A 25,592-nucleotide genomic window follows, 5' to 3' on the forward strand; every position below is an offset into this window, starting at 1 on the left:
GCGCTGCAGATCGAATAGCTGGCATCCAAACTCAAGAATATCAAAGAATTGTCAAATAAGTTTCCGTCGGCCCGTCGGGCAAAACCTTCAAACTTTGATGCTTCAAATCCACTTCAATTCCCAGCGCTTCCATCGGAATCACGCCTAAAAGTGGGGTTTTCCCCTCTGGCAATTCCCAACACTCAAAAGTCCCTTCGCGCCCGCACAGAGAAATCTTGGCATCTTGAAAAATCCTCGCCTCACTAATACCCGTGGCAGTTTCCACAACTACTTGCTTGAGGATTTTCAAACCCAGTCTGGCGATGACATCTTTAGGCAAACACAAAGTAGTCGCGCCCGTATCCACTAAAACATTTTCTAGAGTAACAGACCTCAGTTCCTCGATTGGAATCAGATTATCTTGGGCTTTCCCTTCATCCAGCCGATTCGTAATTACTAGGGTTGTGATAACTTTTCCCATTTGATTTTCAGTAGCTGCTTGCATAACTTTCATAATACAATAAATTAATGCTTTAATTTTAGCACATATTTCCACATATTGTAAGGCGATGGACTCCCCATTCTCCACCGCCAACTTGACGAAAATCTCTGACTAATTTATCTAATTATTGCACGCCAATAAACTTATGAGTTTGCAAAGACAACCTGTAACTAGGATTTTGTTTCAGCAATTCTAAGATAATGGCGATCGCTGAATCTTTCGAGTTCCATTCTGGTTGCAAAAAAACCGGAACATTCACATTATTGGCCAAATGCTTGTGATAAAAATCAACTTCTTCGCCAGTGCTAATCACTAACTTAATTTCATTTGCTCTAGTCCAAAAAAGCTCTTGCACCGGATATTGAGGATTGACGTGTTCCTTCGGAGAAAGAGTAATCCAAGCCTGCGGAGAAACATCCTGCCAGCAAGCACCCGAAGTTTCAATACTCACCTGCTTATCAGCTTCTAGCAAAGCTTCAACTAACTCAGGCAAATCGCGGTGAATGAAAGGTTCGCCGCCAGTAATGACAACCCTCGGAGACTGCAATTGAGCGAGCAATTGTGCGATCGACTGCGGTACAGACGGCAAACCTTTGCCCCCATTTGCGTAGCCTGTATCACACCAAGGACAGCGCACAGGGCAACCGGCCAATCTGATAAAATCAACTAAAGTCCCCGTCCAGTAACCTTCGCCTTGAACAGTACACTGAAAAGTTTCGTGAATTGGTAATTTTAGTTGTAAATTAGACACCCGAAGTTACGCCTCAAATCAATTAATTACGTTGTTTATATATAATATTCTTAAATTGTTATTTCTTCGCGGTTTGCAGCAATTAAAAACTGTCATGGACGCATAAACGGGGTTTATGAAAAAAATTTATCTGTTTTATCCCAGAAGCTTGACTCAGAAATTGGGTTTCTTCATAGCTTTTGTATGAGTCCTTAGAAATTCACCACAAACCGCAAATAACTCTTTAATTATCCTGTTCCGGTTCCATCATGGTAGCCCAGCGGCGTTTCAATGCCAAAGTCAGTCCGTCAGCAATGGGGACAACACTGAGAGTAACTCTGGGATCGTTACGCAATTTGTCGTTAAAAGTACGAATGGCGGTGGTGCTTTCGTCTTGTACTTGAGGGTCAGCAACTCGTCCAGACCACAGAACATTGTCAATAACAATTAAACCGCCATTGCGTACAAGTTGGAGCGATCGCTCAAAATAAGCCTCATAATTTTCTTTATCAGCGTCGATGAAGGCAAAATCAAAGGTTCCAGCTTGTCCCTCGGCTATTAGTTTGTCGAGAGTATTTATTGCTGGACCCAACTGCAAAGAAATCTTATTAGCAACGCCCGCAGCTTCCCAATACCGTCGTGCGATCGCAGTATATTCCTCGCTGACATCGCAGGCAATAATCTGACCGTTTGAAGGCAGCGCCAAAGCTACGCACAGCGAGCTATAACCAGTAAAAACGCCAATTTCTAAGGTTTTTGTCGCTCCCATAAGCTGCACCACGAGCTCCATAAACTGACCTTGTTCGGGAGCAATCTGCATCTGGGCCATAGGATGTTTACCAGTTTCTTCCCGTAGTGAAGCGAGAATATCGGGTTCCCGCAGAGAAATAGATAACAGATAATCGTAAAGTTGATTTTCTAAGCCAAGAGTTGAGTTCGCCATCGGTTTGTCCTTGCTGCTGACTTTTGATTTTAGATTATAGATGCGCTGTTAATGGAAATCGGAGACTGTAGAGTTAATTTTGGCACCTATTTTGCTGTGGCTGATGACAGGTTGCAGTAGCAGTGTCTCGGTTACACAGAGCCAACTTGCAAAACGCGCGATCTACTTCCAAATCAGTTTATCTCAGCTACAGGTGATTTAGCAGCTCTGGAAAAGAAAAATGGAAGAGGGGAGCGTTTTGAGATTCCTGCTTTTCTAGGACTGTGTAACGCCGTTAGTGATACGAGTTCAAAAGATTAATGCAACGGTAGACAAGCTGCAAACCCATACATAATGAGCTATGGCCCATCTCACATCTCAAATAAATCTCAAATGGTATGAGTTGGGGAGAAAGTGACTTCATCCCGATCGCGAAGTAGACAAACTGCGAAAAACATAAGTATGTCATTGCCAGTGGAATGAAGCAATCCCAGAGGTTGTGGTTCATTTACATTTTGTTACATTTTTAAGTTTTTTCGTGTCGCTCTACTTAATCCCGAATGACTAATTATTGAGGACTTATGCACTCCCAAAAAACAAACCGTTTCCTTTAAGTCTTATTGATGGGTTAAAGCCGATTAATTTTCCTGAAACAAACCAGGAGTCGGGAAATCCTGATGTCTCAGAGTATTACTATTCACTAACAAACTGAGTTTCATAGGACGATTACTTAACTGTCACAGCTTATTCCTCCATACCTAAACAAGCTACCCACAATCAAAATAACATTCCACGATTCATGTAGAGCAAGTATTTGTGGGCAAAAGCCAGGCTTGTAGCAACCTTTGAGCCGCACTATTACTCATAACTAAGGAACCGGGATTAATAGGACGATTACTTAACTGTCACAGCTTATTCCTCCATACCGAAACAAGCTACCCAAAATCAAAACAACATCCCACCAAGGCATCGCTATGTATTACACTTTCGCAGGTTTTGGTGCCGTCACAGGCATATTTTTGCTGCTAGTTTTTGCCATTCTGCAATGGCTGCACGTCTCGGCGGGCAGTTTTATTGATTGGGTAATTGCCATTGCTATTTTTGAATGGCTGTTGCTCATAGTTACAGTTCCCTGGAATATCCATTTTGAAGCTAAAGAAGTTTTAGCGCAAGCCGCAGAATCGACTAAAAAAAACATTGCTGTCGATCGGGAACAACTCCAATACGTTACTGTATTAGTTAGCCGATCGCTCTTTGCGGCGATCGCACTTCACCTGTTTAGCGCGATCGCACTTTACGCCCTAGCCGCCGCCGGAATTAGTGCTATTGGCTATCTCAGTTCCGGTGCTGCACTGCTGTTAACTGTACTGCGTCCAGCTATCCGAGGTTATCAGTATTTAGCCCAGCGGCTGACAACTATCCGCAGCCAATTTTTATACCCCCGCGAAGATATTGTCGAACTCCGCAGCCGCTTTGCAAAGTTAGAATCTACAGTTACAGACTTGACCAATCAATTAAGTTCAGACAATCCGAATTCGTGGGTGGCTGTCCAAAATCGGGAACGGGAAGCTATCAGAAGAGAATTAACTACGGTATCCGCATCTCTACAATCTTTGCAAGCGACAAATCAGGCAGAACACACTAAACTGAGAAGAGATGCAGAAAGTGCGATCGCCCAACTCACCGATGACGGACAATTTCTCAACCACGTCCGCGAAATCATCCGCTTCTTTAAAGAATCGTAAACTCAGATGATTTTAGATTCAAGAATTGAATAATTGGGAAGGACTGATGACTATCTGGCTTGAGAACGGGCATACCGTAAAATTCTGGCTCTAAACTGCTATCATTAGTCATTAGTCAAATTCCCCATCCTCAACATCCACTTGTCAATTACCTATCTTTAGATGGATGACAAATAGTCACAGGTAGTTAAAATTTTAATAAAAACCGAATTTTATCAGTCTTCAGGAAGACTCAATTAAGGTATTTTCCCTAACAGCAATTTTTCCTAAACTATAACCAAAGATAGTTTGTGAATGAGCTAGCTTTGACCTAGTATTTAAATATAGCGCAAAGACCTTTTTGAAAAGATAACCCAGGAATAAATCATGACTAATCGTCAACCAATACCCCCCAAAGAAGAAGTTAGCAAATCAACACCTGCCGACGAACAAATCGAAGCCAATATGGAAGCCCCCCACTACGACAGGGGCATTACTCCTGCGGAGACAGCAGCACGGCAAGAACGGGAAGGCGCTAATTTCATGCACCCAACCACCGAAGGGAAGCAGAAAAGTGCAAAAACTGATGACCAAACCGATGACGAAAGCATTCACACCACAGATGGTTATACAGTAGACAAAGAAGGTCTGGTTAACAATTACGCGATCGAACCGGAAATGTACATCAACGAACCGGGCGATTTGAGAGCAGAAGAAGAAGCTGAAGCCGCAGCACGCGCTCGAATTCTCGCAGAAGTAAAAGATAAAAAAGGCGAGGAAGGAAAACTGACAATGGATGAAGACACCCGCGGCAAAGGGCCGGGAATTATCTAGATTGTGTGCTTGGTAGTTGCGTTTCAGCGCGCGAAATTGCAACTGCACAGCATAGGGGCGGGTTTTTATAGTTCCGGCACTTATCGATCGATATTTCCGGTACAGCCCACCCCTTGGGTTTGCATATCGGTTTTCTGAGTTGAGAGGTTACATCATACATCTCTCAATTACCGTATCAATCGGCAAGTTTTCACAGCCTGCTCAAAAACGCCTTAAAATTCCTCAAGCTTTAACATTTTCCCTCAGCCAATTAAACTTAGCCTCAGCTAGCGCCAAATTTTCCAGGACGTTAGGATTGATATCCTCTCGTTCAAATTCTGGTTGATCTAATTCTATATTGCGACCGTATTCTATATGTCTGATCGTACCGCGCATCCTGTCTGCCAGACACAGTGAAATTCCATAATAAAACCGGGAAGCAAAGCCCATATCCTGTTGAAGTTTGATTACTAACTGGCGTCGGGGAATTGCCAGCAAGTGAGTTTTTTCGATTGCCTTCACCGTTGCCAAAGGAGGGCGAGCATCAATGAAAGAGACTTCTCCCACAAGTTCTCCGCTGGCTATTTTAGCTAGTTCTCTAGTTCGTTCAGCCTCGATCAAAACGCTCAAACTCCCCTTCAAAACAATGTAGAGCGCATCTATCTGTCTCCCTTCATGGATCAAAATCCCGCCCGGATCGAGAACTTCCTTTTTGCCTTTTTGGACGATCCAGTTGATATCGTCATTATTTAACTGGCTCAAAATAAAAAGTGCTTTTTTTCTGCTGCTGTCGGCCATAAGTTTTCGCTCTCGATCGCTTCTTCTTTCATATAAAATTTAGATGGCACGCGATCGCCACTTCTTCCGAAGCAGTCCTCGCTCAATACAGTTTTTTTTATCCTGCCTAACTTCTTCGCAAAACCCCTATGAGGTAGGCTTTGCCCATAGCAGATGAATCACGCTGAATCATAATCTCTAAATACTAGCATTTGTTAAACAATCTTCTTTAACTCGATCGACCTCCCCAACATCCCGCCAAATGCCCGTCTCAAAAGCCATCGGGTTCGTCCACACAGCTTTGGTACGGGATGGGGCGCGACAGACAATGCTCCGCGCCCAGTCTTGCTCACTAAATCGATCGCAAATCAGGATAGCCCGCCAACATATCGTCAGCAGTCAGAGTGTCCCCGTTGGCTTGAGGAGTCCACAGCACCTCAATCGCCAGCAACTGCTCGCTCGATACTCCCCCAATCTGGCGCAAAGCTTGGCGCAAATCTTCAGAATTTTTCACGGCTGGCAATTGCAATTTACCTTGAGTACCGACAATCACCGTCACCACAATATATTCCCCGGGATCGGAATTCAAATCAGAAGCAACCAGCGCACCATTTTCCTGCAAACCAGGTAGGATCTTGCTGCTCCCTGCTTGTCGGAGCTGGTTGTTATAATTCGAGAGCGTTTCTTCAGTAAATTTGCTGCGTTCTGCCAAAGAAAATTGATTAAACTTAGCTTCGGCTGCTTCCAAGCGAGTTTGCACAGATTCAGCGCCCGCGTAAGCCCAGTATTCAGGATGCCGCAGCAGCGCCAGGGTTGATTCTTGCAGCACTTGAGCACGACCTGCTGCGGTATCGGTATCCGCTTTTAGCGCTAGGGAGTCGAGTTCGGCTTGCAAACCGCGGGCCTCTGCTAGCAAACCGACTTGCAAGCGGGCGACAGATACAGTAGTAGTAGGGGCGCTGTTGCCGAGTTCGTCAGTTCCACCCCCGGCGCGGCGGAAGCTTTGGACGAGGAAATTAGCAATCGAGATAAAAATCAAAATCGAGAACAGGCCGCCAAACCCGCCCCCAAAGCCAAAAAACGGCAGCAAGAACGGGAAACCGAAGCCACCGCCAAAGCCACCGCCCGGGTAGTAGCCTCCTCCCGACGGCGCGTAAGTGCGACTTGGGGATGAGTAACTGCGCGCTGGAGCACTAAAAGATCCGCCGCCGATGCGTCCTCCGCTGCGGGCAGCCAGAGCTCCATCAGCGTTACCGAGGGCTAGCGTCAGTACCAGACCGATCGCAAATAGTGATTTCAAAAGCGGTTTGATCTTTGAAATTAGTTGCTTGTACATAAGACCGTTACTATTCGATACATTTATAATTTACAGTCTATCCTCGCTTCTGGGCAGCCTGGTTATAGGTATGAAGCCAGCGAGATATCCGTACCAACCGATCCAACCACAGTTAGGCCTGAGTTTGCAAACGATAAAAGCTGTAAAGAACTTGCATTCCTTACTAATTAATTCTTGCACCATTCTCAAGAGCTAGCTTTCGGGCCTGTTCCACAAAGACTGAATTTCTTGTGGGGAGTACGGGTTGGGATCTTCTAGCCCGCCCATAAAATGGTTATTGACAATGGTCCAACATCTCAGTTACTACAAAAAATCGACCTCCTGGCTTTTACAGAACTTTACTTAAGTACAGGGCGATCGGCCAACAAGAAGCTTTAGACTTTTAAATAAACGCCGCCAGTCCTAGAAAGCAGGACTTAATCTACCGTAAACAAACATAATGTTTCCAACTCACCGCCCCCGCCGCCTCCGCAACCATCCCCAACTCCGCCGGATGGTACGGGAAAATATCTTGACAACCAGCGATTTAATTTACCCCTTATTTGCCGTACCGGGGGAAGCTTTTGCTAAAGAAGTCACATCGATGCCCGGAGTTTACCAGCTATCGGTAGATAAAATAGTAGAAGAAGCAAAAGAAGTCTACGACCTCGGGATTCCCGCTATTATTTTATTCGGCATTCCCGCAGATAAAGACACAGATGCTACAGGTGCTTGGCACGACTGCGGCATCGTCCAACAAGCGACGGAAGCAGTTAAAAAAGCCGTACCAGATTTAATCGTCATGGTCGATACTTGTCTGTGCGAATATACCAGTCACGGTCACTGCGGCTATTTGGAAGTCGGAGATTTAAGCGGCCGTGTCTTGAACGATCCCACACTAGAATTGCTCAAGAAAACCGCAGTTGCTCAAGCTAAAGCCGGTGCAGATATTATCGCACCTTCGGGAATGATGGACGGTTTTGTCGGAGCAATTCGCGAAGGATTGGACTCCGCTGGATTTGAAGATATTCCCATCATGTCTTACGCGGCAAAATACGCCTCAGCTTATTATGGCCCGTTCCGGGATGCTGCAGATTCTGCTCCGCAATTTGGCGATCGGCGCACCTATCAAATGGACCCCGGAAACGGTCGCGAAGCTCTCAAAGAAATTGCTCTAGACATTGCCGAAGGCGCAGATATGCTCATGGTTAAACCTGCTTTAGCTTATATGGATATCATCTGGCGCGTGAAGGAAGCAACTAACCTGCCAGTTGCTGCTTACAACGTTTCTGGAGAATATGCGATGGTGAAAGCCGCGGCCCTCAATGGTTGGATAGATGAAGAAAGAGTAGTGATGGAAACTTTGACAGGATTCAAGCGTGCTGGTACTGATTTGATTTTGACTTATCACGCCAAAGACGCCGCCCGCTGGCTGCAAAACTGATTCACTGCCTTTGAGATTATAGATTAAAGAATTGACTCCACAGCCCAATTTTCTGGTGTTTTCGTGGAGTCAATACCTCTGTCGATAGATGATTTTTGAGCAATTAAGCAAGACTCAAACTATCGTTTACGCTTAGCGATAAACGACGCATCGAGACCGGGTTTTTATAGTCTCAGTGGGTTGTAACAAAGTATTGCTATGAAAAAACCCGGTTTCTCTGTAGACAAACTCCAGACCCCTAAAAAATCAGTCATTCCAATCTAAAATCTCAAAGCTCAAATCTCAAATGGTATTAGTTATAAGTTGGGAATTTTGAATCAAAGACTTTTTTAAAAAATTTACCCCAAAAAGTATTAATAATCACCGAAATTAGTTAAAAAATATGTATGAATAAACATAGTATAGTTTTGTAAATCGGGAATTCAACTATTGATCGTTCCCAAGCAAAATTAACTTTCACTCCTGTAAAACAGTAAAAGTAACACAGTTTAGATACAACTTGAAGGCAGATTGAGCATGACATCAACGACTAGGGATTCCAGTCACATTCAATTTTGTATAGGTCGCGATCGCGCAGACATCGTACAGATCCAAGAACTATTTAAAGCGGCCGCCTTTTGGGCGAGGGAACGCAAGATAGAAGATTGGGAAATTGCGATCGCCAACAGCGAACCCGTTGTTACAGTTTGGGACGGCTCACGGGCGATCGGCTTTGCCAGAGCCACCTCAGATGGGATCTATCGAGCTACCATCTGGGATGTCGCCATTCACCCGGATTACCAAGGTGCAGGACTCGGCCGTAAATTAGTGCAAACGGTCTTGAGTCACCCTCGGATGTGCCGAGTAGAGCGAGTTTACCTGATGACAACTTACAAACAAAGCTTCTACGAGCGCATCGGTTTTCAGCAAAACGCTAGCACCACCATGGTACTTGAAAATCAGTTTCTAGAAGAGAATCTCGAATTAGAAATTAGCAACGGCGAATTGCTAACTGCTAATTGTTAAATAATCACCCGATTGGCATCAAAATCTATAATATGTAGGGTGCGTAAGGGCGCACCTTACTCCCTATAAATAATTTCCTTCTTTCATCTTCCCTGGAACCTCTTCCCCACCTCCGTTAAATCTGTTAAATCCCTTGCCCTCTTCCGGACCTCCGTTATATCCCGTAGATTGCTCGTGGCCGAACTTTCTTCATCACAAAGTTGCCAAAGGAATAGAACACTGAGTCCGGTTAAAATTGCATTCTTCGGACTCAGAAGGCACAGCCAAAACCTCCAACTTTCCGCTCATCAAACTTAAAAGAGTCTGATCCATCAATAACCTCATTCCAGAAGACACCTGAGAATTATCGCTGCTCTTAGTAACATCACACTCCAAATCGTGCTTCAGCAAATCCCAAGACTCGCTCCAAGCACTCACTGAACGCTGATCGTCCACCCAAATGTGAACGTATCCAGATTCCCGCGAAGCATGGGCAGACACAGAAATACTCCCCTCCTCCATCTGAGCAACAGCAGTATCTACCAAATTGACTAAAACTTGCCTAAACCTCGGCAAATCTGCCAATACATAAATCCCCGGATCTGGCGGCAATATCTCCAAACGAATGCCGCGATTAGCAGCTTGCAAGTAAGTTAAATCATCAACCTCGTCAAAAACCTTAGCTAACTGAATCGGCTCAATATCCATCCTTTCAGTGCCGTGTTCAGTTTTAGCAACAGAGATAATTTCATCTATTAATTTCACCAGCTTGAGTGCCGCGGCGTGAGCTTGCTCGACAAACTCTCGTTCCTCAGCAGGATCGTCGCACAAATCCGAGAGAATTAATTGCAGGGTACCAATCATAGTGCTCAGGGGCGATCGCAACTCGTGAGAAGTTCGAGCCAAAAAACCCGCCTTAAATTGGCTCATCTCCGATGCCATCTGATAAGCCAATTGAGTTTGCTTAAGTTGGTCAGAAAGGGCATCAAACTTCTCTAAGTGAATTTCTTGAGGAGGTGGGGCTACTTTGGGCGCAGGTTCGGGCTGTTGCGAGCTTTTTTGCCGCAGGCGCCAAATCAAACTGCTTCCCAAACCCAGCCCCAGTCCCATACCTAAATATATAAAGTCGCTCCAGCCGATCGGCGCCATATTGCTTTGCCTTGGAGTTTAGCTTTTAGCATTCTAACTCGATAGCGCCTTGTCGCAATATTTCCCACTCGCTGCCCGTCCATTTAGCCACAGTGGAAGGCAAACTCGAAGCTGTTGCCGCTGTTGCTAATTCAGAAGGCACTAATGTCAAGACTTCAGGAAACACAGCCTCAATTTCTGCCACCGACTCCAGAGGCGGTTGGCCGGATAAATTGGCACTGGTAGTAGCCAAAGGGCCTGTCTGCTCTAGAATCTTTAGGGCAAGGGGAAAGTCAGGCACTCGTATTCCGATTGTACTCGGGTCGATGGGATTGAGAGCCGCCGGGACTTTTGGCGAAGCCGGCAGCACCAAAGTTAACGCCCCCGGCCAATAGGATTCTGCCAGTTGCTGCCACAATTTTAACTCTGCTGGACTTCCCTGCACGTAGGGCCACAAAGCCTCTGCTGATGCTGCCATCAAAATTAACGGTTTGTCTTGACTGCGACGTTTAGCTGCAAAAATCAACTCCGAGCGATCGGGCCTGGCAGCCAAAGCGGGTACAGTATCTGTGGGAAAGCTGACAATATAATCTCCTGAAATTGCCCCTTGAATCAAGGAGTCGATCGAAACTTGCGCCATTCGATTTTAGATTTTAGATTTTAGATTTTAGATTGAGGAATTGCGCCTGCATTTTCTTGAAATAATTATAGCGGCTTTTCCCGATCTTGTTGTGTAGCAGTTTTTTGAAATCCGACAATTCCTCTTCACCGCTGAATGCACGCTTGGGAACTATAAAGTACGCTATTCTTGACACAGGATAGAGAGACGGTAAAGGATAAATTAATAATAAATTTTGGGTTTCAATAAATACTTTAAAAGCTTCCCATTTAAAGTTTCCTTCCCAAGTCGGAGTTTTAAGTGCCAGCCGCTCTCCTATCACTTCCACAGTCGTAGGTTCCCCCCAGCTCATCTGCCTGAAGCTCATAGGCAGATCTATATCTATAGTCGTAGGTTCCCCCGAGCTCATCTGCCTGAAGCTGATAGGCATATCTATGTTTGTGTCGCGGGGTTTCAGCAAAAAAATATCTAAAATTTTACCCAATAAGACTAGCAGGGCTACAAAAACAACGCCCCCCACTAACAAGTAGATTTCTTTCAAGATAATTGCCATCACAAAAAAGTAGACTCCTATTAGTAATTCCCCTTCCACCCATTTTCTATTGAGAGATTTTGAGGTGTGTTCTGTATCCCCATCAAGAGCTTCTATAAAATCGTTAAAATTCAGTTGATAGTTAAACTTCCTGGCTTTCCTATCAACAACGTGAGGAAGTGGTGGAATATTGCTGTATAGCAATTCTCTAAAGCCTTGAAGCTGCTCTCGATTAAATGTTTTTTTTGGAAAAAAATGCGGTATATTGGAAGTCTCGTCAAAATAGATAACGAACAAACTTTTGGTCTCTAAGAAGTGCGAGTAAAATAGCCACTTGAGTTTGAGGCTAACCTTTGTAGTTTCTAACTCCAGTCCAGATTCAGTCATTTTTAGAGTAACAAGTTCGTGCCAAATATTAGTTCTCTGTATCCACGGAGAGAGTAACAGGAGTGCCAAAAATTGAAATAGCCAATGAAGAAGTTGTAAAATTGCCCCTATTAACAAAAAAGGCCCCACTGAAATTCCCGGTTCGATGCCAGATTTTATCGTCGGAAATAAAAGCATATACCAAAAGAAAAACCGACTGAAGGAGCTGATATTGCGCCACTCTAGGAACTTCACAAGAGGGAGGTAGCAGATGCCAAAACCTAGAATGAAATAACCCCAGAGGGGATGTTGACCAGCGATAATATTGACAATTCCCCACCCCACAAGAACGACAGGAAGACTCCACAACTCGACTCTATCGAGAGGACCTAATTTCCGGGAAATTCTACTAGCTTCTAAATATTCTTTGAAAGTAAACTGGTATTCCAACTTCACATTGATACCTCTTGGGTGCTGAGTGCGATCGCAGTTTTTACCCCAACTATAATCTCTCACAATCCAGCAAGTATACAGAGTCGAAAAATTCTCTCTTTGCTAGCCTTGCTCCCTACCGCCGATAGGCTAAAGCAAACCGATCGATTCCTGCTAAATCAGAAAATATCTGAACTTCACGGTAACTCCCGTGACTTTGCAGCATATCAGCTACCGCCTCAGCTTGTCCCGCCATCATCTCCACCAACCAAACTCCCCCGGATTCTAAATAATCGGGAGCCGTTTCTACCAAATGCCTGATGCAATCTAACCCGTCCAAACCGCCATCTAGCGCCAAATGAGGTTCGTGCTTCAAAACTTCCGGTTGCAGAGTCAGCACCGTGCTGCTGGGAATGTAAGGCGGGTTAGAGACCATGCCACTAACGCGACCTTTAAGAAAAGTTAGCGGTTCCCACCACAAACCTTGATAAAAATTAATTCGCGATGCAAAACCAAAATTCTCAGCATTCAGTCGAGCAACTGCCAAAGCTTCCGAACTGCAATCTACTGCATAAACCCTAGCATTTGTCAATGCAGAAGCCAAGCCGATCGCGATCGCCCCGCTGCCCGTCCCCAAATCCACCCAATGCGATTTGGCAAATTCTCCCTCCCGAAGCTCGGAGAAGTTTAAATCTTCTCCCGCCCTTACTAAGGGGGGGTTAGGGGGGGTAGATTTTTGATTGATATTTTCTGCTTCTAAACGGCTTTTAACCGCTTCTACAGCCAAATCGATCAGCAATTCCGTTTCAGGACGCGGAATTAGCACCGCCGGCGTTACTTTGAGCGAAAAATGCCGCCAATGTGCAACTCCCGTTAAATACTGCACCGGCACCCGTTCCTGCAAGCGCCGCTGCCACAATTGAGCAAGTTCAGATAAAGACAACTTTAATTCAATTTTTCGCAAATCTTTAAACGATTCCAAACGCAGAGCCAACCTATCCAAACCAGCCAGCTCTTGCAACAGCCAGTCGATTTCTGCTAGGGGAATGTCATAGGCGATCGCCTCGGTTTTAGCTTGATTCATCCACTGCCAAACCTCTAAACCCGAAACTAACATAAGACTTTGGTAATAATTGCTAATTGCTAATTGTTAATTGCTAATTTCTAATCCGTAAACAGTAGGTTGAGTCGAGAAACCCAACCTACTAATCAATGACTGATAACTGATGACTGATGACTGCTGGCTAACTATTAGCGAGCCGGTCGAGCTGGAGCCGGAGAGGCTGGAGCCGGCCGAGCTGGAGCCGGAGCCACCTGTGGATTTTGGCCCGCACCAGCAGGTTGGAGCGATCGGACAAATTCCAGCGATTCCCGCGACGGAATCAAAATCATTTGGGTCAAAAACGGGTCGTTCTCTGTACGCAAAGCTTCCAAAACGCTCTCCAAGTTCACCACCTCAATCTTAATTGTGGCGGTCACGTTCGGCTGCTGCTGCTTAAAACGATCGACCATGCCCTGTAAATCCTCCTTGTTAAAAAACAAGGGAATCACCTCTTGCTGACCCCGCTGAATCGTCAAATAACCATTTTCCGCACCGCCTCTGGCCAAAAACAGAGGTACACCGTTGAACTCGTTAACTTGTTGGCCAGTCTGCTGAAGTACAGTTTTAGCCGACTGCACCTGCTGCGGAGCCGGAACGAAAGCAAATTGAACTTCCTCCGGCTTGCCTTTATTTGCTTGAGTGATCTGATAAATTTCGCCCAGGGAGACTGGCATCACGCGCACCGAGGCCGCCAACTGAGGATTTTTGGTTTTCAGTTGATCGACAAAAGCTTGAGCATCTTTCTGGCTGATGAAAATTCCCGCCACGGAAGCATTACCAGTTTGACCCTGACCCTGCTTGGGAACAGAAGCGATCAGGGGCGCACCCTGAGCGTCTGTAATCGTAAATACTGGCACCGATCGCAATTTTTCCAAAATTTGCGGCTCCGGCAGTGCCAGTGCAGACATCTTGCCAATTGGAGAGGGGCCCAGCAGAGTGCTGCCGACAATTCCCAATATTGCGCCCAAACGAACTAATGATTTCATGTTTTTTCCATCAGGAGCGATCCTGAAACACATTAACGCAAAGACTGGCGACTTAACACGATCATCAAAAACTGCCTCAATTTGTTTTCATTTTGACTAAATGTAAACATCTGAGACAGTTCTGCTTAAATCTATTATTTAACATTGTGCGATCGGGATGACAGGATTTGAACCTGCGACATCCTGCTCCCAAAGCAGGCGCGCTACCAAGCTGCGCTACATCCCGGTGTTATAGTTAGCTAACCTCTAACCATTAACACACAAAACCGCTTGCTTGTCAAGCTTTATTAAATATTTAGCTCTCGATGCAGCTAAGGCGAAGTTTTTTTCAGGTTGTGCGGTTTGACCCCACCGAAAAACCGATACCAGCCCCTGACTCCTATCGTGATCTGCTCACAATTTTAGACCCTAGTTCAAGCTCCCAGATTCATCTGTGGAATAAATCTCAACTAGCTTCTTCAACTGAGGGCGACTCGACTGACGGGGACTTGACGGCTCACGCCGATAGTCTGAATCACTCGCCGAATGTCTCGCCCCAGTTTCAAATCTCAAATCGACTGACAATACTTGCACAGTTTCATAACTGCTATGCTGCCGAGATACATCCACGGGTAACTGACCGCAGCGCACAGGTGCAGTTGGTGTTGGCAGCGTCAATATTGTATTGTATTTCCTCAACAAATCAACGCCGACCTGCACCTCTGGGCTAATCTGGATACCAAAACATACCTTTAATCCCCTCTGGATCGGACATAAAGCCCAAATTGCGGTAAAAGTCCACCACTTGAGGGTCAGCAAATAAGGTAATGTTGCTGATATCTTCACTGCGGAGTTTTTTAATGATGTATTTCATCAGCGCCTTGCCCATGCCCTTGCCCTGGTAGTCGGGATGAACTACCACATCCCAAAGCGTGGCATTAAAAGCATGGTCTGAAGTCGCTCTGGCGAAACCCACCAGCCGTCGCTGGCTGCCCCGCATCTCCCACATAGAGACGACTAGGAAGCTGTGCTGAATAGCTTTTTTGACTTTACGCAGGGGACGGCGGGACCAACCCACTGCATTACAAAGTTCTTCGAGTTCGTAGAGGTCAATGTCCCGATCGCAACTGAAAAAGATGCGAGCGTTGCCGCTGGCGGGTTTGCGAAACGTTGGGGAAAGCGGATCGCCTAACCCAACAGCCACATCTTCCTCAAATTCCGCTGTTTGGGGTACAGAGGCAGACTCAGAACTACTAAATAAGTTTTTCCAAAAACCCATGCAGGCGCGGTTAAGGTAGTAGAAGTTGGACGACGAGAAAGAGAACCCGACAGATAAACCCACTCCGATCGGCGTAGGATGAATTGCGGGTAGCCTCTTGAGGAACAGTTTACGGTACACTCATCTTACGCCGAAAACAGGGATTTGTCGTCCAACATTGAGTCTGCGCTTTTTTGATTCTGTCAAGTTTGGTAGAACTGTTCTGCTAGCCAGTGCCCGGACAACCCACTTTTAAGGTAAAATTTGTTGCCGAACCAGGACAGAGGCATTTTGGGAATTGCTTCTTTTGAGTGCCGCCGATCGCGCCGGAACTTATACCCTTGGTGGGAAATACCACTGGAATGGCGCAACGGTGACATTCTCGTGATAAGTTCTCAGACAGATTTGACTTTTGCTTTTAGTGAGGAGACGGGCACAATTTAAGTCGAATCGTCGAATCGAAAATCCCATTGCCATAAGGCATGGAAGAGTCAATACCTCGTATATCTCCCGCACCTTCTCCTCAATTATGGCTTCGGGTTTAAAACCATCTACACTAGAACTCCTCAAGCGCTTTAACCGAGCGTTTCCGCAGTTTTATGAGCAATTTGTCAGCAGCGAAATCCAGTTGCAAAACCTCAAATTAGCTTACCAGCTTTACAAAACTCGGCAAGCAGTCATCGAAATCCGAGCCGAAGGTAACAAAAGTGCCCTGCATTTTGCTTACCGGAACCAGTCTTTTCTACTGAGCGATATTTTTGGAGTGCTCGCGGCCTACGGACTGACAATTCACAGTCTGAGTCTGTACGGTCAAATTTACCCGCCCATGCTGGTATTTATCAAATTGGTCGTATCTCGCGGTGGCAAGGTATTGGCAGATAAAACAGCAGAAAACGTCTGTAGAGCCGTTCGAGAGGCCTTGGCGGGGCATTTTGAGGTTGAAGAGATGTTGGCGGTGGAATTTAATTTAGATGCAGGTTTGGAAGATGTGGCAACTGAATTCTACGTCGATCCGGTTTTCCACTTGCCAGCTTTGCTGATAGAAGCAGATAATCAACCTGGACTTTTTTACAAAGTTATGTATGCCATCTGGCAAGAGGATTTGTTGGTCGTAAATGCTAATTTGCTGGTTTGGCGGGGGCGAACTCGCCTAATTCTCTACTTGTTGGGGCCCAATGAAAGTTTAATTCCCGAGTATTTGGGGCAGAAAATCGCTGAGGGGGTGCGACAAAGATTGCTGGGCGAGCGATTTTAGGGCAAATTAGCGATGATGTCTAAATAACTAGATTTCTCTAAGTAGACATTAGTTTACAGAAGTTTTCCAGTGAGATAGGGCAACAAGAGCGGCACCATTGTTCGTACAAACGAGTCTAGATAGCGGTTATTATAAACACGGGAGACCCCGAAACGATGTTGTCAAGCTTTTTAAGCTTGATGGCGTACTTTATCTACAAAATAACCGCCCTAATAGAAAAGATGTGCCAGACACATAGGGGAGTTTAACCAGCAATATAGCGATTATTGCAGGAGTCATAAATTTTTTACCCCACCCCAACCCTCCCCGAACCCACTCTGAGTTTGTAATAAATTCACAAATGATGGGAGGATTGCTATATTGCTGACTTTTTTTAGTTCGTAAAATCAGCTTGCGGAACTACACGCAAAAGTCGTAATTATTCGGAAAAATTCCCTAAAATTAGGTACTACCTATTTCACGACTAGCTATAAGTAAGGCTAATTAGCTAGAGAAGTGATAGATTAAAGCATTGTTGAATTATCACAATTTTTCTGGTTCAATAGGTGGATGTGGAAGGTAAGAATTTAATTTATGACTAGACTACCAAAATATTTGTAATCGAAATTGATACTGAGATACCGAGGGTTTACGATTTCCCAATCGGCTAAAACTGGGGAAATTTTTGCCGCAAAATGCGCTTAAAAAATCGCGCTGATGTATGTCATCCTTGCGAGTATCATACAGCAGACAGAAATTTGAATACTGCAAAAAACATAGAACGCTGGGAGAGAAGGAATATTTATTCCAGGGCGGTCGGATAAAAGGGCAAGGTAGGCCAAGATTGCCAGTGAAGTGGACAAAAATCTTGTAGCGTTAACTTAAGACCGCGCGTTGCAGCAGGAAGTAAAAGGTAAATCGATAAAGTTGAGTCTTCTTGAGTTACTTATAGCGCTTCTTGAGTATATGAGGTAAGCAATTCCACTGAAAAAGCTTTATAACAAAGGGTTTCGGCGTACTCTCTTTTTCTGAGAAAGGCTATACATAGGTTTACATAGATCTTATGGAGCGGGTAGGATAAAAGTATGGCAACAATCGACATCCTAGGGGTTCGGCACGCTTACGATTTGACGGCTCCGACTGCTACTTCCCCGGTTCTGGTATTTGTCCATGGCTGGCTGTTAAGCCGCCACTACTGGCAACCTTTGACCGATCGCTTGGCATCAAACTATCAGTGCCTTACCTATGATTTACGGGGGTTTGGCGATTCTCAATCGGACGCAGGCGATGCTCGTCCATGTTCCAAACCGCTAAATTCCTGTTACACTCCCGCAGCTTACGCTCGCGATTTGGAACTTTTACTCGAAAAACTCGATATATCTTCTGCTTGGCTGGTGGGACACTCTCTGGGCGGTACGATCGCTCTATGGGGAGCCAGCCAATTGTCCGATCGTATTAAAGGTGTGGTCTGCATCAATGCAGGGGGTGGCATCTATCTTAAGGAAGAATTCGAGCGGTTTCGAGCGGTCGGCAAGCAGCTAGTAACAATGCGTCCCGCCTGGCTGCCTCGCTTGCCCTTAGCAGATTTCGTCTTTGCCCGCGATTCTGTAGCCCGCTCGATCGGCAGATCCTGGGGACGGCAGCGCTTAATAGATTTCGTGGGAGCTCATCCAGAGGCAGCTTTGGGGGCTTTGTTGGACTCGACCACAGAAGCGGAGATTCACCTCTTGCCACAAATTGTGTCCCAACTCAAGCAGCCTGTTTATTTTATTGCCGGTACTAAAGACAAAATTATGGAACCAAAATACGTGCTGCATTTGGCTAGCTTTCATTGGATGTTCCAAGGTTGCGGCGAGAATGTCCTTCAGCTTCCCGATTGTGGCCATTTGGCAATGGTGGAACAGCCGGATGCAGTGGTTAGTTACCTGCAAAATATTCTGAAAGAACACGCTTAAAGGGAATTGGGTCAAGGAAAGCCGACCAATCGGGCATTGGACCCAGATCCGGTTCGGGGAAACGAAGCTCCTAAATAGAAAGTTATAGCAGAAGGAAAAAGGAAGAAGCCTTTAGTTGTTATCTAGGAGAGAAGGAAGAAAGTGACCTCGTGGGGAAAGTGCAATTAAGAACGTCCTAACCGTCCGGGCGGTTGCTATACAAGTTAAAACTTAAAACATTCTTCCCTGTTCCTTGTTCATTCTTACCTCTTGGTTCTTCCCTGTTCCTTCTGCCTTTGCCTAAATCTGTTATCTTAAATAGATAAGTCTGCCCGTTCGCCCTCTTCGGACAGACGTTTCGATTAAATAGTGGCTTTCAACTCTAAATTCTAATTCTGCTTAAATATCTGTGCGCGTTAACCTCACCGATCGGCAACAACACATCCTTTGGGCAACGGTTCGCCACTACATAGCTACAGCGGAACCCGTTGGCTCAAAAGCTTTGGCTGACGAATTCAACCTCAGCGTCAGCCCAGCTACAATTCGCAATGCGATGGGGACTCTTGAAAAAGCTGGACTGCTTTATCAGCCCCACACTTCGGCAGGACGAGTCCCCTCTGACTCCGGCTACCGAATTTATGTAGATCAGTTGATTCAGCCCTCTGATACGCTCGCCCGCAAGGTGGAACAGGTACTAGACCAACTCAATTGGTCGGATGGTCGCATGGACGCGGCACTCCGTGGCGCTGCTCAAATCCTGGCAACTATCAGCGGTTACATAGCCATGATCACCATACCGCAAACCAATATGGCTTGCTTGCGCCACTTGCAACTGGTGCAGCTAGAGCCGGGAAAGGTGATGCTGATCGTGGTGACGGATGCTTACGAAACTCAATCGGTTTTGGTGCAGTTGCCGAGGGACGCAGAAGGTAACACGCCTGATGCCGAAATCGTCGATCGCCAATTGCAGATTTTGTCGAATTTTTTGAACACCAAGTTGCGGGGACGATCGCTCTTGGAACTCTCGGCTGTAGACTGGAGCGAGTTAGACCGGGACTTTGAGCTGTACGCTGAGTGGATGGAAACCATGCTGACTGCTTTGAGCAGCCGCCAAAGCAATCCAACCTACACGCGGATTCTGATCGGCGGTTTGGCAGAAGCGCTGCGCTTGCCTGAGTTTTCGCAGTTGCAGCAAGTTCAAACCCTGGTGCAATTGCTCGAACAAGAGCAGGAACTGCTTTGGCCTTTGATTTTTGAATCGCCTGAGTTAGACACCCCAGGGAAGCGGGTAACGGTGCGTATTGGCTCGGAAAATTCCTTAGAACCAATTCGTGGCTGTACTCTGATTTCTTCGACTTACCGCCGGGGATCGGTGCCGGTGGGTAGTGTTGGGGTTTTGGGACCGACGCGGATGGTTTACGAAAATGCGATCGCGGTGGTGGAAGCGGCAGCCGATTATTTGTCAGAAGCTATTGGTGGAAATCGAGTTAGTTTTCCTGATGGCGATCGAGGGCGATCGGATCATCCCTTGTTAGATGCACCCTAATGTGATATCCCCAAGCTTAACTGGCTTGGGGTTTTATTGTCTGTGGACGTACTCGCAACCTTTATAAACCGGGTTTTCTGACAAAAAACTTAGGCTTTTATCCCACATTCCGCACCCTGGCGTGTTACACAGCATAATTACGCAGAAAACTATATCTTTAAAGTAATAAATTATGCTTTTAAAAAGTTTTTTATACGTTAATCTACGGTATTATAGTATAACTTATAGTTTTATTGCTGGCTCAAAATAAGTAAAAACCGATAGTGACACTTGAGGGTGCGCAATGTGGTTTTATACTCTTTGTGGGGTAACAAACTAAAGCTTCGCGCTTGACCAGAGAGTTTCGTAAACAACCCGGTTTCTGCGTCCATGAGCGACTCGGAAAGTGGCAGGAGTTGCGGGCGATCGACTTTCCAGCGATCGGGAGCAAGAGATGGCGATGGTGAGCGATCGCGCATTTACAGAAAGTGGTCGCGGAGTTTTAGTCGAAGGGGAGGTTTAGCAGCTTAACCGATGAGTTTTGTTGCAAACCAGGTGGGCGATCCCCCGCCCTAGGGATAGCGGCTGCGACAAATAAATAGAGGAGGCGCGAACCCCGCGATCGTCGATTCCCAAGGCAGCAGAATGTCAAAATATTAAGACATTTTAGAGAGTTCGTCAAAAACAACTAAAAAAGATTAGTGTGGAGATGAAAGCAATATTTCTTTTGGGAATAGCCCGGGTTAGACAATTGCCAATAACTTGCAGTGAATTGGGCTTGATTGCCACTCAAAAAAAAATTAACTGCTGAGTTAAGCTCGAAACTAAATTTAGGGAATTTTCTTTTAGCATTCAATGAAATCGACTGATAAAACTAAGAATACCTTTGCGATAACAACGCCTCTGTATTATGTAAACGATTTACCTCACGTTGGCAGTGCTTACACGACTATGGCTGCAGATGCCCTAGCCAGATTTGAGCGGCTGCGGGGTAAATCTGTTTTGCTGGTGACGGGGACCGACGAACACGGGCAGAAAATTCAGCGGACAGCCGAGAGTTTGGGACGATCGCCCCAAGCTCACTGCGATTCAGTGGTTCCGGCGTTTGAGGCGCTTTGGGAGCAACTCGACATCCAGTACGATCGCTTCATCCGCACAACTTCGCGGCGCCACGAGTACATTGTCAAAGAATTTTTCCACCGCGTCTGGAACTCCGGCGACATCTACTTGAACCAGCAACAAGGCTGGTACTGCGTCTCTTGTGAAGAATTTAAGGATGAAAGGGAATTGTTGCCGGGAAATCGGTGTTCCGTCCACACTAGCAAGGAAGTTGAGTGGCGCGACGAGGAAAATTACTTTTTCCGTCTCTCGCGGTATCAAGACCAACTGCTGGCATTGTACGCAGAACGTCCCGACTTCATCGCGCCGGAAAGCCGACGCAACGAAGTGCTCAGTTTCGTCAACTCTGGACTGCAAGACTTTTCGATTTCTAGAGTGAATCTCGAATGGGGTCTACCAATGCCAGTGGACCCTAGTCACAGCATCTACGTCTGGTTTGACGCTTTGCTGGGATACGTCACCGCCTTGCTAGATCCGGACAGTGACCCAATCTTGGAGAATGCTTTATCTAAATGGTGGCCGGTTGACTTGCACTTGATCGGCAAAGATATTCTTCGCTTCCACGCAGTTTACTGGCCGGCAATGCTGATGTCAGCGAATCTACCGATGCCGGGTTGCGTTTTCGCACACGGGTTTTTGACCAAAGACGGCAAAAAAATGGGAAAAACGGAGGGTAATACTTTAAACCCTGTCGAATTGGTCAACAAATACGGCGCTGATGCAGTACGTTACTATTTCCTCAAAGAAATTGAGTTCGGAGAGGATGGCGATTTTAACGAAACTCGGTTTATCAATATATTGAATGCTGAGCTAGCAAATGATTTGGGAAATTTGCTTAATCGTACCTTAAACATGGCTCGCAAATATTGCGGTGCCTGCGTACCAAATGTGTTAGGAGAAAACATTGAGGGCGACAACCTTCTCAAGACTATGAGCCGGGGTTTGGGCGATCAAGTAGCGGGTTTTTACGAAGACTTGGCTTTTAGCAAGGCTTCCGAAGCCGTGCTTGCATTAGTTCGAGCCGGTAACAAGTTTATTGATGTGCAAGCACCTTGGAGTTTGTACAAGCAGGGACAGATCGAAAGTGTCGAACAGGTGCTATATTCTGTTCTGGAATCTGTTAGACTAGCATCTTACCTTTTATCGCCGATTATTCCCAATATCAGCAACGCTATCTATCAGCAGCTAGGTTTTTCAATTGACTTTAACGATCGAGTTACAGTTAACAGTTTAGCGAATTTTGCAGCTCATGCTGACTGGGGCGCTTTGCCTGCCAACCAAACTCTGGGGGAACCCCAACCTGTTTTTAAGCGGCTCGAACTGCTGTAAACAGTACCTTCATAGTTGGCAGCCAGCGATCTAGGTGTTATGACAGACTACGAATTAGCAGTTATTTCCTTACCAATCTTTCATAAAAATTGAGGCATAACAATCATGTTGAATAGAATAGAAAGCAACGACCTTTTTACGCCGGAACAGGTTCTCGAAAATCGGGGTAGAGTGGCAATTTTTATTGACGGTTCTAACCTTTTTTACGCAGCTTTGCAGTTAGGAATTGAGATTGATTACACTAAGCTGTTGTGCCGTTTAACTGCGGGTTCGCGGCTGCTGCGCTCTTTCTTCTACACGGGTGTCGATCGCACTAACGAGAAACAGCAGGGGTTTTTGTTGTGGATGCGCCGCAACGGCTACCGCGTGATTTCTAAGGATTTGGTACAGTTGCCAGATGGTTCTAAGAAGGCGAATTTGGATGTAGAAATCGCTGTGGATATGATGGCTTTAGTGGGTTCTTACGACACGGCGGTACTGGTGAGCGGTGACGGCGACTTGGCTTATGCTGTAGACGCTGTGAGCTATCGCGGTGTGCGGGTTGAGGTGGTGAGTTTGCGATCGATGACGAGCGACAGTTTGATTAATGTAGCCGATCGCTATATCGATTTGGAAATGATTAAGGACGACATCCAAAAAACATCGCGCCCTAATTATGCTTACCGCCCTTTGTCTGGTCTGAGCTTGATGGAGGAACACGACGACAGATAGGGATTTGGTAATGGATAATACGTAACGGGTAATGGGTGATGGTTAATGGGTTGAATAATTGAGAATTAGAAGTTAAAAATTTTAACAAAGCATGAAACATTTTTAATTTTTGATTAAGTGTTTTTCAATACCCAATTATCAATTACCGAGTCCCAATTACCGATTGCCAATTCCCAAGGCCCAATGATTAATCTCACATCCCCACTTTCCAATCTCAACTCCCCAAAATGGAGGCTGCTATTTTTAGCAGCACTGCTTTTGGGGATTGATTCTTGTGCGGTTCCGCAACAGACTCAAAAGAATAAATTAGCTGAGGATCTCCAAACTGCTCAACAGTCAAACAGCACTTTAACTTTAAACAAAGTAACTCTAGAACAAGCAAACGAAAAGGGCGAGACGTTCTGGAAAGTAAACTCGCAAAATGCCGTTTACAGCAAAGATAAAAAGATAGTTAACGTTCAGAAACCTGTAGGCAAATTGTTTCAGGACGGCAAAGAGATTTATGACATTCAGGGAGAAACTGGGCAGGTATTTCAGGAAGGAAATCAGGTTTTTCTCAAAGGTAACATAGTCGCTACAGACCTGAAAAATGGAGTGGTGTTACGCGGAAATGAGTTGGAGTGGCGACCAAAGGAGGATGTTTTAGTTGTCCGTAACAATTTGACGGGAGAGAACAAACAGGTGACGGCTTCAGCGAAGGAAGCGCGGGTTTTCAGCAGGGCTAAGAGGATGGAGTTATTCGGTTCTGTGGTGGCAAATGTTAAAAATCCGATTTTGCAATTGCGAACCGAGCACTTAGTGTGGTTTGTGGAGCAACAAAAGGTAAACAGCGACAAACCCACTCAAATTGACAGATACAAAGATAAAATAGTAACAGACAGCGGTTTTGCCGACCAAGTAGATGTAGACTTAAAAACCAAGATTGCGACGCTGACAAAAAACGCTCAGTTGATGCCATCAGACCCACCACTGCAAATAGAAAGCAGTTTGATGAGTTGGAATTTTCCCGCGCAATATGTTATATCGCCCGGGCCTGTGAAGGTTTTGCACCGCGTGGAAAAGGTGACGATGACTGGCAATACGGGGCGCGGAGATTTAGAGAAAAAAATATTTTATTTGACAGGCAATGTGGTAGGAATTGGGGAAAAACGTCAAGCTCAATTAAATACCGATCGAGTAACGTGGTATTTAACTAACCAGACTTTCGACGCGGAAGGAAATGTGGTTTATAAGCAACTCAATCCGGTGTTTAATTTGACTGGGCCGAGGGCGGCGGGAGAGTTAAAAAATCAAACTGTGATTGTCAAAGGCGACGGTGGTGGTGGCCAAGTGGTTACGGAATTTGTACCGGATGAGTACAAGGGAACTTTGGGAAAGTAGATAGGATTGTAACCGCTGATCAAGGCAGATGAGCGCTGATGAACGCAGATAGAATGAAGATTAGATTGAGTAAGGAGGGGTTGGGATGACGACAACTTTAGAAAAGTTAGAACGGCTCGATGAACCTATCTTAATTTATGAGCTGAGTTGAAGAGATTTTAAGGCTGTTGAACAGTTGCTTTCGCGGCCTGGGGTGAGGCTGTCGTTTTTAGATGGGGTGTTGGAGATTAGACGTGTGCCTGGAAGAAAAAATGAAACCGCCAAACAGCGGATTTCAACGCTGGTGGATATGTATTTGGAATACGCAGGGATTGATTTTACGGCAACTGGCTCGGTGACGCTGGAAAGTGAAACTGGAATGGTGAAGCGAGAAGCGGATTTATCTTACGAATAGGCTTCTAACCGAGAACGTCCCGATTTGGCGGTGGAAGTGGTGGCGAATAGTGGCGGTATTAACAAGTTGGAAGCTTACAAGCGCCTGGAAATTCCTGAAGTTTGGTTTTGGGAAAATGGTAGGCTGCGTTTGTATTCGTTGGGGGCTGATGGATATGCAGAAGTCGATCGCTCTCAAGTTCTGCCAGACTTAGATATTGTATTATTGGCGCGGTGTATAAATATTGAAAATCACCTTCAGGCAATGCGGGAATTCAGGCAAGCTATTCAATAGAATTTGATTGTGCAATTACAGCGGATTCCAGGTTTATGAAGTACAGTAACAGCAGCTTGTAAACCAGTTTTTAAAGTGCTTAGGATTGACCAAATAAGCGT

General features: G+C 45.6%; 25 protein-coding genes and 1 tRNA gene. 13 read left to right on the forward strand and 13 right to left on the reverse strand.

The window, feature by feature from the left end; genetic code table 11:
• Nucleotides 1-40: 40 nt before the first annotated feature.
• The 3 genes from QUA27_RS13990 to QUA27_RS14000 all read right to left on the reverse strand — a co-directional run bounded on the left by QUA27_RS13990 (nucleotide 41) and on the right by QUA27_RS14000 (nucleotide 2,154).
• The gene (locus QUA27_RS13990; protein WP_333068641.1) at nucleotides 41-484 is read right to left on the reverse strand and encodes a retroviral-like aspartic protease family protein; all 444 of its coding nucleotides are present in this window, start codon (nucleotides 482-484) and stop codon (nucleotides 41-43) included.
• Nucleotides 485-605: 121 nt separating this feature from the next.
• A complete protein-coding gene (locus QUA27_RS13995; protein WP_333068617.1) occupies nucleotides 606-1,232 on the reverse strand; it encodes a 7-carboxy-7-deazaguanine synthase QueE in 627 nt (208 codons plus the stop codon).
• 223 nt (nucleotides 1,233-1,455) lie between these two features.
• A complete protein-coding gene (locus QUA27_RS14000) occupies nucleotides 1,456-2,154 on the reverse strand; it encodes a class I SAM-dependent methyltransferase (RefSeq protein ID WP_333068618.1) in 699 nt (232 codons plus the stop codon).
• A gap of 953 nt (nucleotides 2,155-3,107) precedes the next feature.
• On the opposite strand from QUA27_RS14000, the gene QUA27_RS14005 reads away from it, so the two are divergent.
• Nucleotides 3,108-3,878 carry a hypothetical protein gene (locus QUA27_RS14005; protein WP_333068619.1) on the forward strand — a complete coding sequence of 257 codons (771 nt, stop codon included), beginning with the start codon at nucleotides 3,108-3,110 and terminating at the stop codon, nucleotides 3,876-3,878.
• Nucleotides 3,879-4,244: 366 nt separating this feature from the next.
• Complete coding sequence (locus QUA27_RS14010) at nucleotides 4,245-4,691, forward strand: hypothetical protein (RefSeq protein WP_333068620.1); 447 nt, start codon at nucleotides 4,245-4,247, stop codon at nucleotides 4,689-4,691.
• A 222-nt stretch (nucleotides 4,692-4,913) separates the two neighbouring features.
• Here QUA27_RS14010 and QUA27_RS14015 read toward each other — a convergent pair whose 3' ends face one another.
• Together QUA27_RS14015 and QUA27_RS14020 are read right to left on the reverse strand one after the other, a co-directional pair.
• Nucleotides 4,914-5,468: a cyclic nucleotide-binding domain-containing protein gene (locus QUA27_RS14015; RefSeq protein ID WP_333068622.1), complete on the reverse strand. Its 555-nt coding sequence runs from the start codon at nucleotides 5,466-5,468 to the stop codon at nucleotides 4,914-4,916.
• A gap of 331 nt (nucleotides 5,469-5,799) precedes the next feature.
• On the reverse strand, nucleotides 5,800-6,783 hold the full coding sequence (locus QUA27_RS14020) for a DUF1517 domain-containing protein (protein ID WP_333068623.1): 984 nt from the start codon (nucleotides 6,781-6,783) through the stop codon (nucleotides 5,800-5,802).
• 439 nt (nucleotides 6,784-7,222) lie between these two features.
• Here QUA27_RS14020 and hemB point away from each other — a divergent pair, with 439 nt between their 5' ends.
• Both hemB and QUA27_RS14030 read left to right on the forward strand, forming a co-directional pair.
• Complete coding sequence (gene hemB / locus QUA27_RS14025) at nucleotides 7,223-8,206, forward strand: porphobilinogen synthase (RefSeq protein ID WP_333068624.1); 984 nt, start codon at nucleotides 7,223-7,225, stop codon at nucleotides 8,204-8,206.
• Nucleotides 8,207-8,722: 516 nt separating this feature from the next.
• On the forward strand, nucleotides 8,723-9,211 hold the full coding sequence (locus QUA27_RS14030; protein WP_333068625.1) for a GNAT family N-acetyltransferase: 489 nt from the start codon (nucleotides 8,723-8,725) through the stop codon (nucleotides 9,209-9,211).
• 192 nt (nucleotides 9,212-9,403) lie between these two features.
• Here QUA27_RS14030 and QUA27_RS14035 read toward each other — a convergent pair whose 3' ends face one another.
• From QUA27_RS14035 to QUA27_RS14070, 8 genes are all read right to left on the reverse strand, one after another.
• On the reverse strand, nucleotides 9,404-10,339 hold the full coding sequence (locus tag QUA27_RS14035; protein ID WP_333068626.1) for a sensor histidine kinase: 936 nt from the start codon (nucleotides 10,337-10,339) through the stop codon (nucleotides 9,404-9,406).
• A 25-nt stretch (nucleotides 10,340-10,364) separates the two neighbouring features.
• Nucleotides 10,365-10,958 carry an L-threonylcarbamoyladenylate synthase gene (locus QUA27_RS14040; protein WP_333068628.1) on the reverse strand — a complete coding sequence of 198 codons (594 nt, stop codon included), beginning with the start codon at nucleotides 10,956-10,958 and terminating at the stop codon, nucleotides 10,365-10,367.
• A gap of 13 nt (nucleotides 10,959-10,971) precedes the next feature.
• Complete coding sequence (locus QUA27_RS14045) at nucleotides 10,972-11,766, reverse strand: YcxB family protein (protein WP_445251506.1); 795 nt, start codon at nucleotides 11,764-11,766, stop codon at nucleotides 10,972-10,974.
• A gap of 637 nt (nucleotides 11,767-12,403) precedes the next feature.
• On the reverse strand, nucleotides 12,404-13,384 hold the full coding sequence (locus QUA27_RS14050; RefSeq protein WP_333068629.1) for a N5-glutamine methyltransferase family protein: 981 nt from the start codon (nucleotides 13,382-13,384) through the stop codon (nucleotides 12,404-12,406).
• Nucleotides 13,385-13,518: 134 nt separating this feature from the next.
• Nucleotides 13,519-14,355 (reverse strand): Tic22 family protein, encoded by an 837-nt coding sequence (locus tag QUA27_RS14055; RefSeq protein WP_333068630.1) that lies wholly within the window; start codon nucleotides 14,353-14,355, stop codon nucleotides 13,519-13,521.
• A 152-nt stretch (nucleotides 14,356-14,507) separates the two neighbouring features.
• Nucleotides 14,508-14,581: transfer RNA gene (locus tag QUA27_RS14060), tRNA-Pro, on the reverse strand.
• A gap of 182 nt (nucleotides 14,582-14,763) precedes the next feature.
• The gene (locus QUA27_RS14065) at nucleotides 14,764-15,054 is read right to left on the reverse strand and encodes a hypothetical protein (protein ID WP_333068631.1); all 291 of its coding nucleotides are present in this window, start codon (nucleotides 15,052-15,054) and stop codon (nucleotides 14,764-14,766) included.
• A gap of 7 nt (nucleotides 15,055-15,061) precedes the next feature.
• Entirely contained in the window at nucleotides 15,062-15,613 is a 552-nt protein-coding gene (locus QUA27_RS14070) for a GNAT family N-acetyltransferase (RefSeq protein WP_006631880.1), read from the reverse strand.
• A gap of 243 nt (nucleotides 15,614-15,856) precedes the next feature.
• Here QUA27_RS14070 and QUA27_RS14075 point away from each other — a divergent pair, with 243 nt between their 5' ends.
• The 9 genes from QUA27_RS14075 (at nucleotide 15,857) to QUA27_RS14115 (ending at nucleotide 25,491) form a co-directional block, all read left to right on the forward strand.
• The gene (locus tag QUA27_RS14075) at nucleotides 15,857-16,036 is read left to right on the forward strand and encodes a hypothetical protein (RefSeq protein WP_333068633.1); all 180 of its coding nucleotides are present in this window, start codon (nucleotides 15,857-15,859) and stop codon (nucleotides 16,034-16,036) included.
• Nucleotides 16,037-16,121: 85 nt separating this feature from the next.
• Entirely contained in the window at nucleotides 16,122-16,847 is a 726-nt protein-coding gene (locus tag QUA27_RS14080; protein WP_006631881.1) for a hypothetical protein, read from the forward strand.
• A gap of 1,064 nt (nucleotides 16,848-17,911) precedes the next feature.
• Nucleotides 17,912-18,781 carry an alpha/beta fold hydrolase gene (locus QUA27_RS14085; RefSeq protein WP_333068634.1) on the forward strand — a complete coding sequence of 290 codons (870 nt, stop codon included), beginning with the start codon at nucleotides 17,912-17,914 and terminating at the stop codon, nucleotides 18,779-18,781.
• Nucleotides 18,782-19,163: 382 nt separating this feature from the next.
• Nucleotides 19,164-20,306 (forward strand): heat-inducible transcriptional repressor HrcA, encoded by a 1,143-nt coding sequence (gene hrcA / locus QUA27_RS14090; protein WP_445251507.1) that lies wholly within the window; start codon nucleotides 19,164-19,166, stop codon nucleotides 20,304-20,306.
• Between the two features lie 834 nt (nucleotides 20,307-21,140).
• Complete coding sequence (gene metG, locus QUA27_RS14095) at nucleotides 21,141-22,733, forward strand: methionine--tRNA ligase (RefSeq protein WP_333068636.1); 1,593 nt, start codon at nucleotides 21,141-21,143, stop codon at nucleotides 22,731-22,733.
• A gap of 105 nt (nucleotides 22,734-22,838) precedes the next feature.
• Nucleotides 22,839-23,444, forward strand: a complete 606-nt coding sequence (locus QUA27_RS14100; protein WP_006631885.1) for a LabA-like NYN domain-containing protein — start codon at nucleotides 22,839-22,841, stop codon at nucleotides 23,442-23,444.
• 183 nt (nucleotides 23,445-23,627) lie between these two features.
• Nucleotides 23,628-24,824: an LPS export ABC transporter periplasmic protein LptC gene (gene lptC / locus QUA27_RS14105; RefSeq protein WP_333068637.1), complete on the forward strand. Its 1,197-nt coding sequence runs from the start codon at nucleotides 23,628-23,630 to the stop codon at nucleotides 24,822-24,824.
• Between the two features lie 235 nt (nucleotides 24,825-25,059).
• Nucleotides 25,060-25,218 (forward strand): hypothetical protein, encoded by a 159-nt coding sequence (locus QUA27_RS14110; protein WP_333068638.1) that lies wholly within the window; start codon nucleotides 25,060-25,062, stop codon nucleotides 25,216-25,218.
• 30 nt (nucleotides 25,219-25,248) lie between these two features.
• A complete protein-coding gene (locus tag QUA27_RS14115; protein ID WP_445251508.1) occupies nucleotides 25,249-25,491 on the forward strand; it encodes a PDDEXK family nuclease in 243 nt (80 codons plus the stop codon).
• The last annotated feature ends 101 nt before the right edge of the window (nucleotides 25,492-25,592 follow it).

It is taken from the genome of Microcoleus harperi Pol14_C6, from assembly GCF_036701295.1.
Classification (GTDB): domain Bacteria; phylum Cyanobacteriota; class Cyanobacteriia; order Cyanobacteriales; family Microcoleaceae; genus Microcoleus.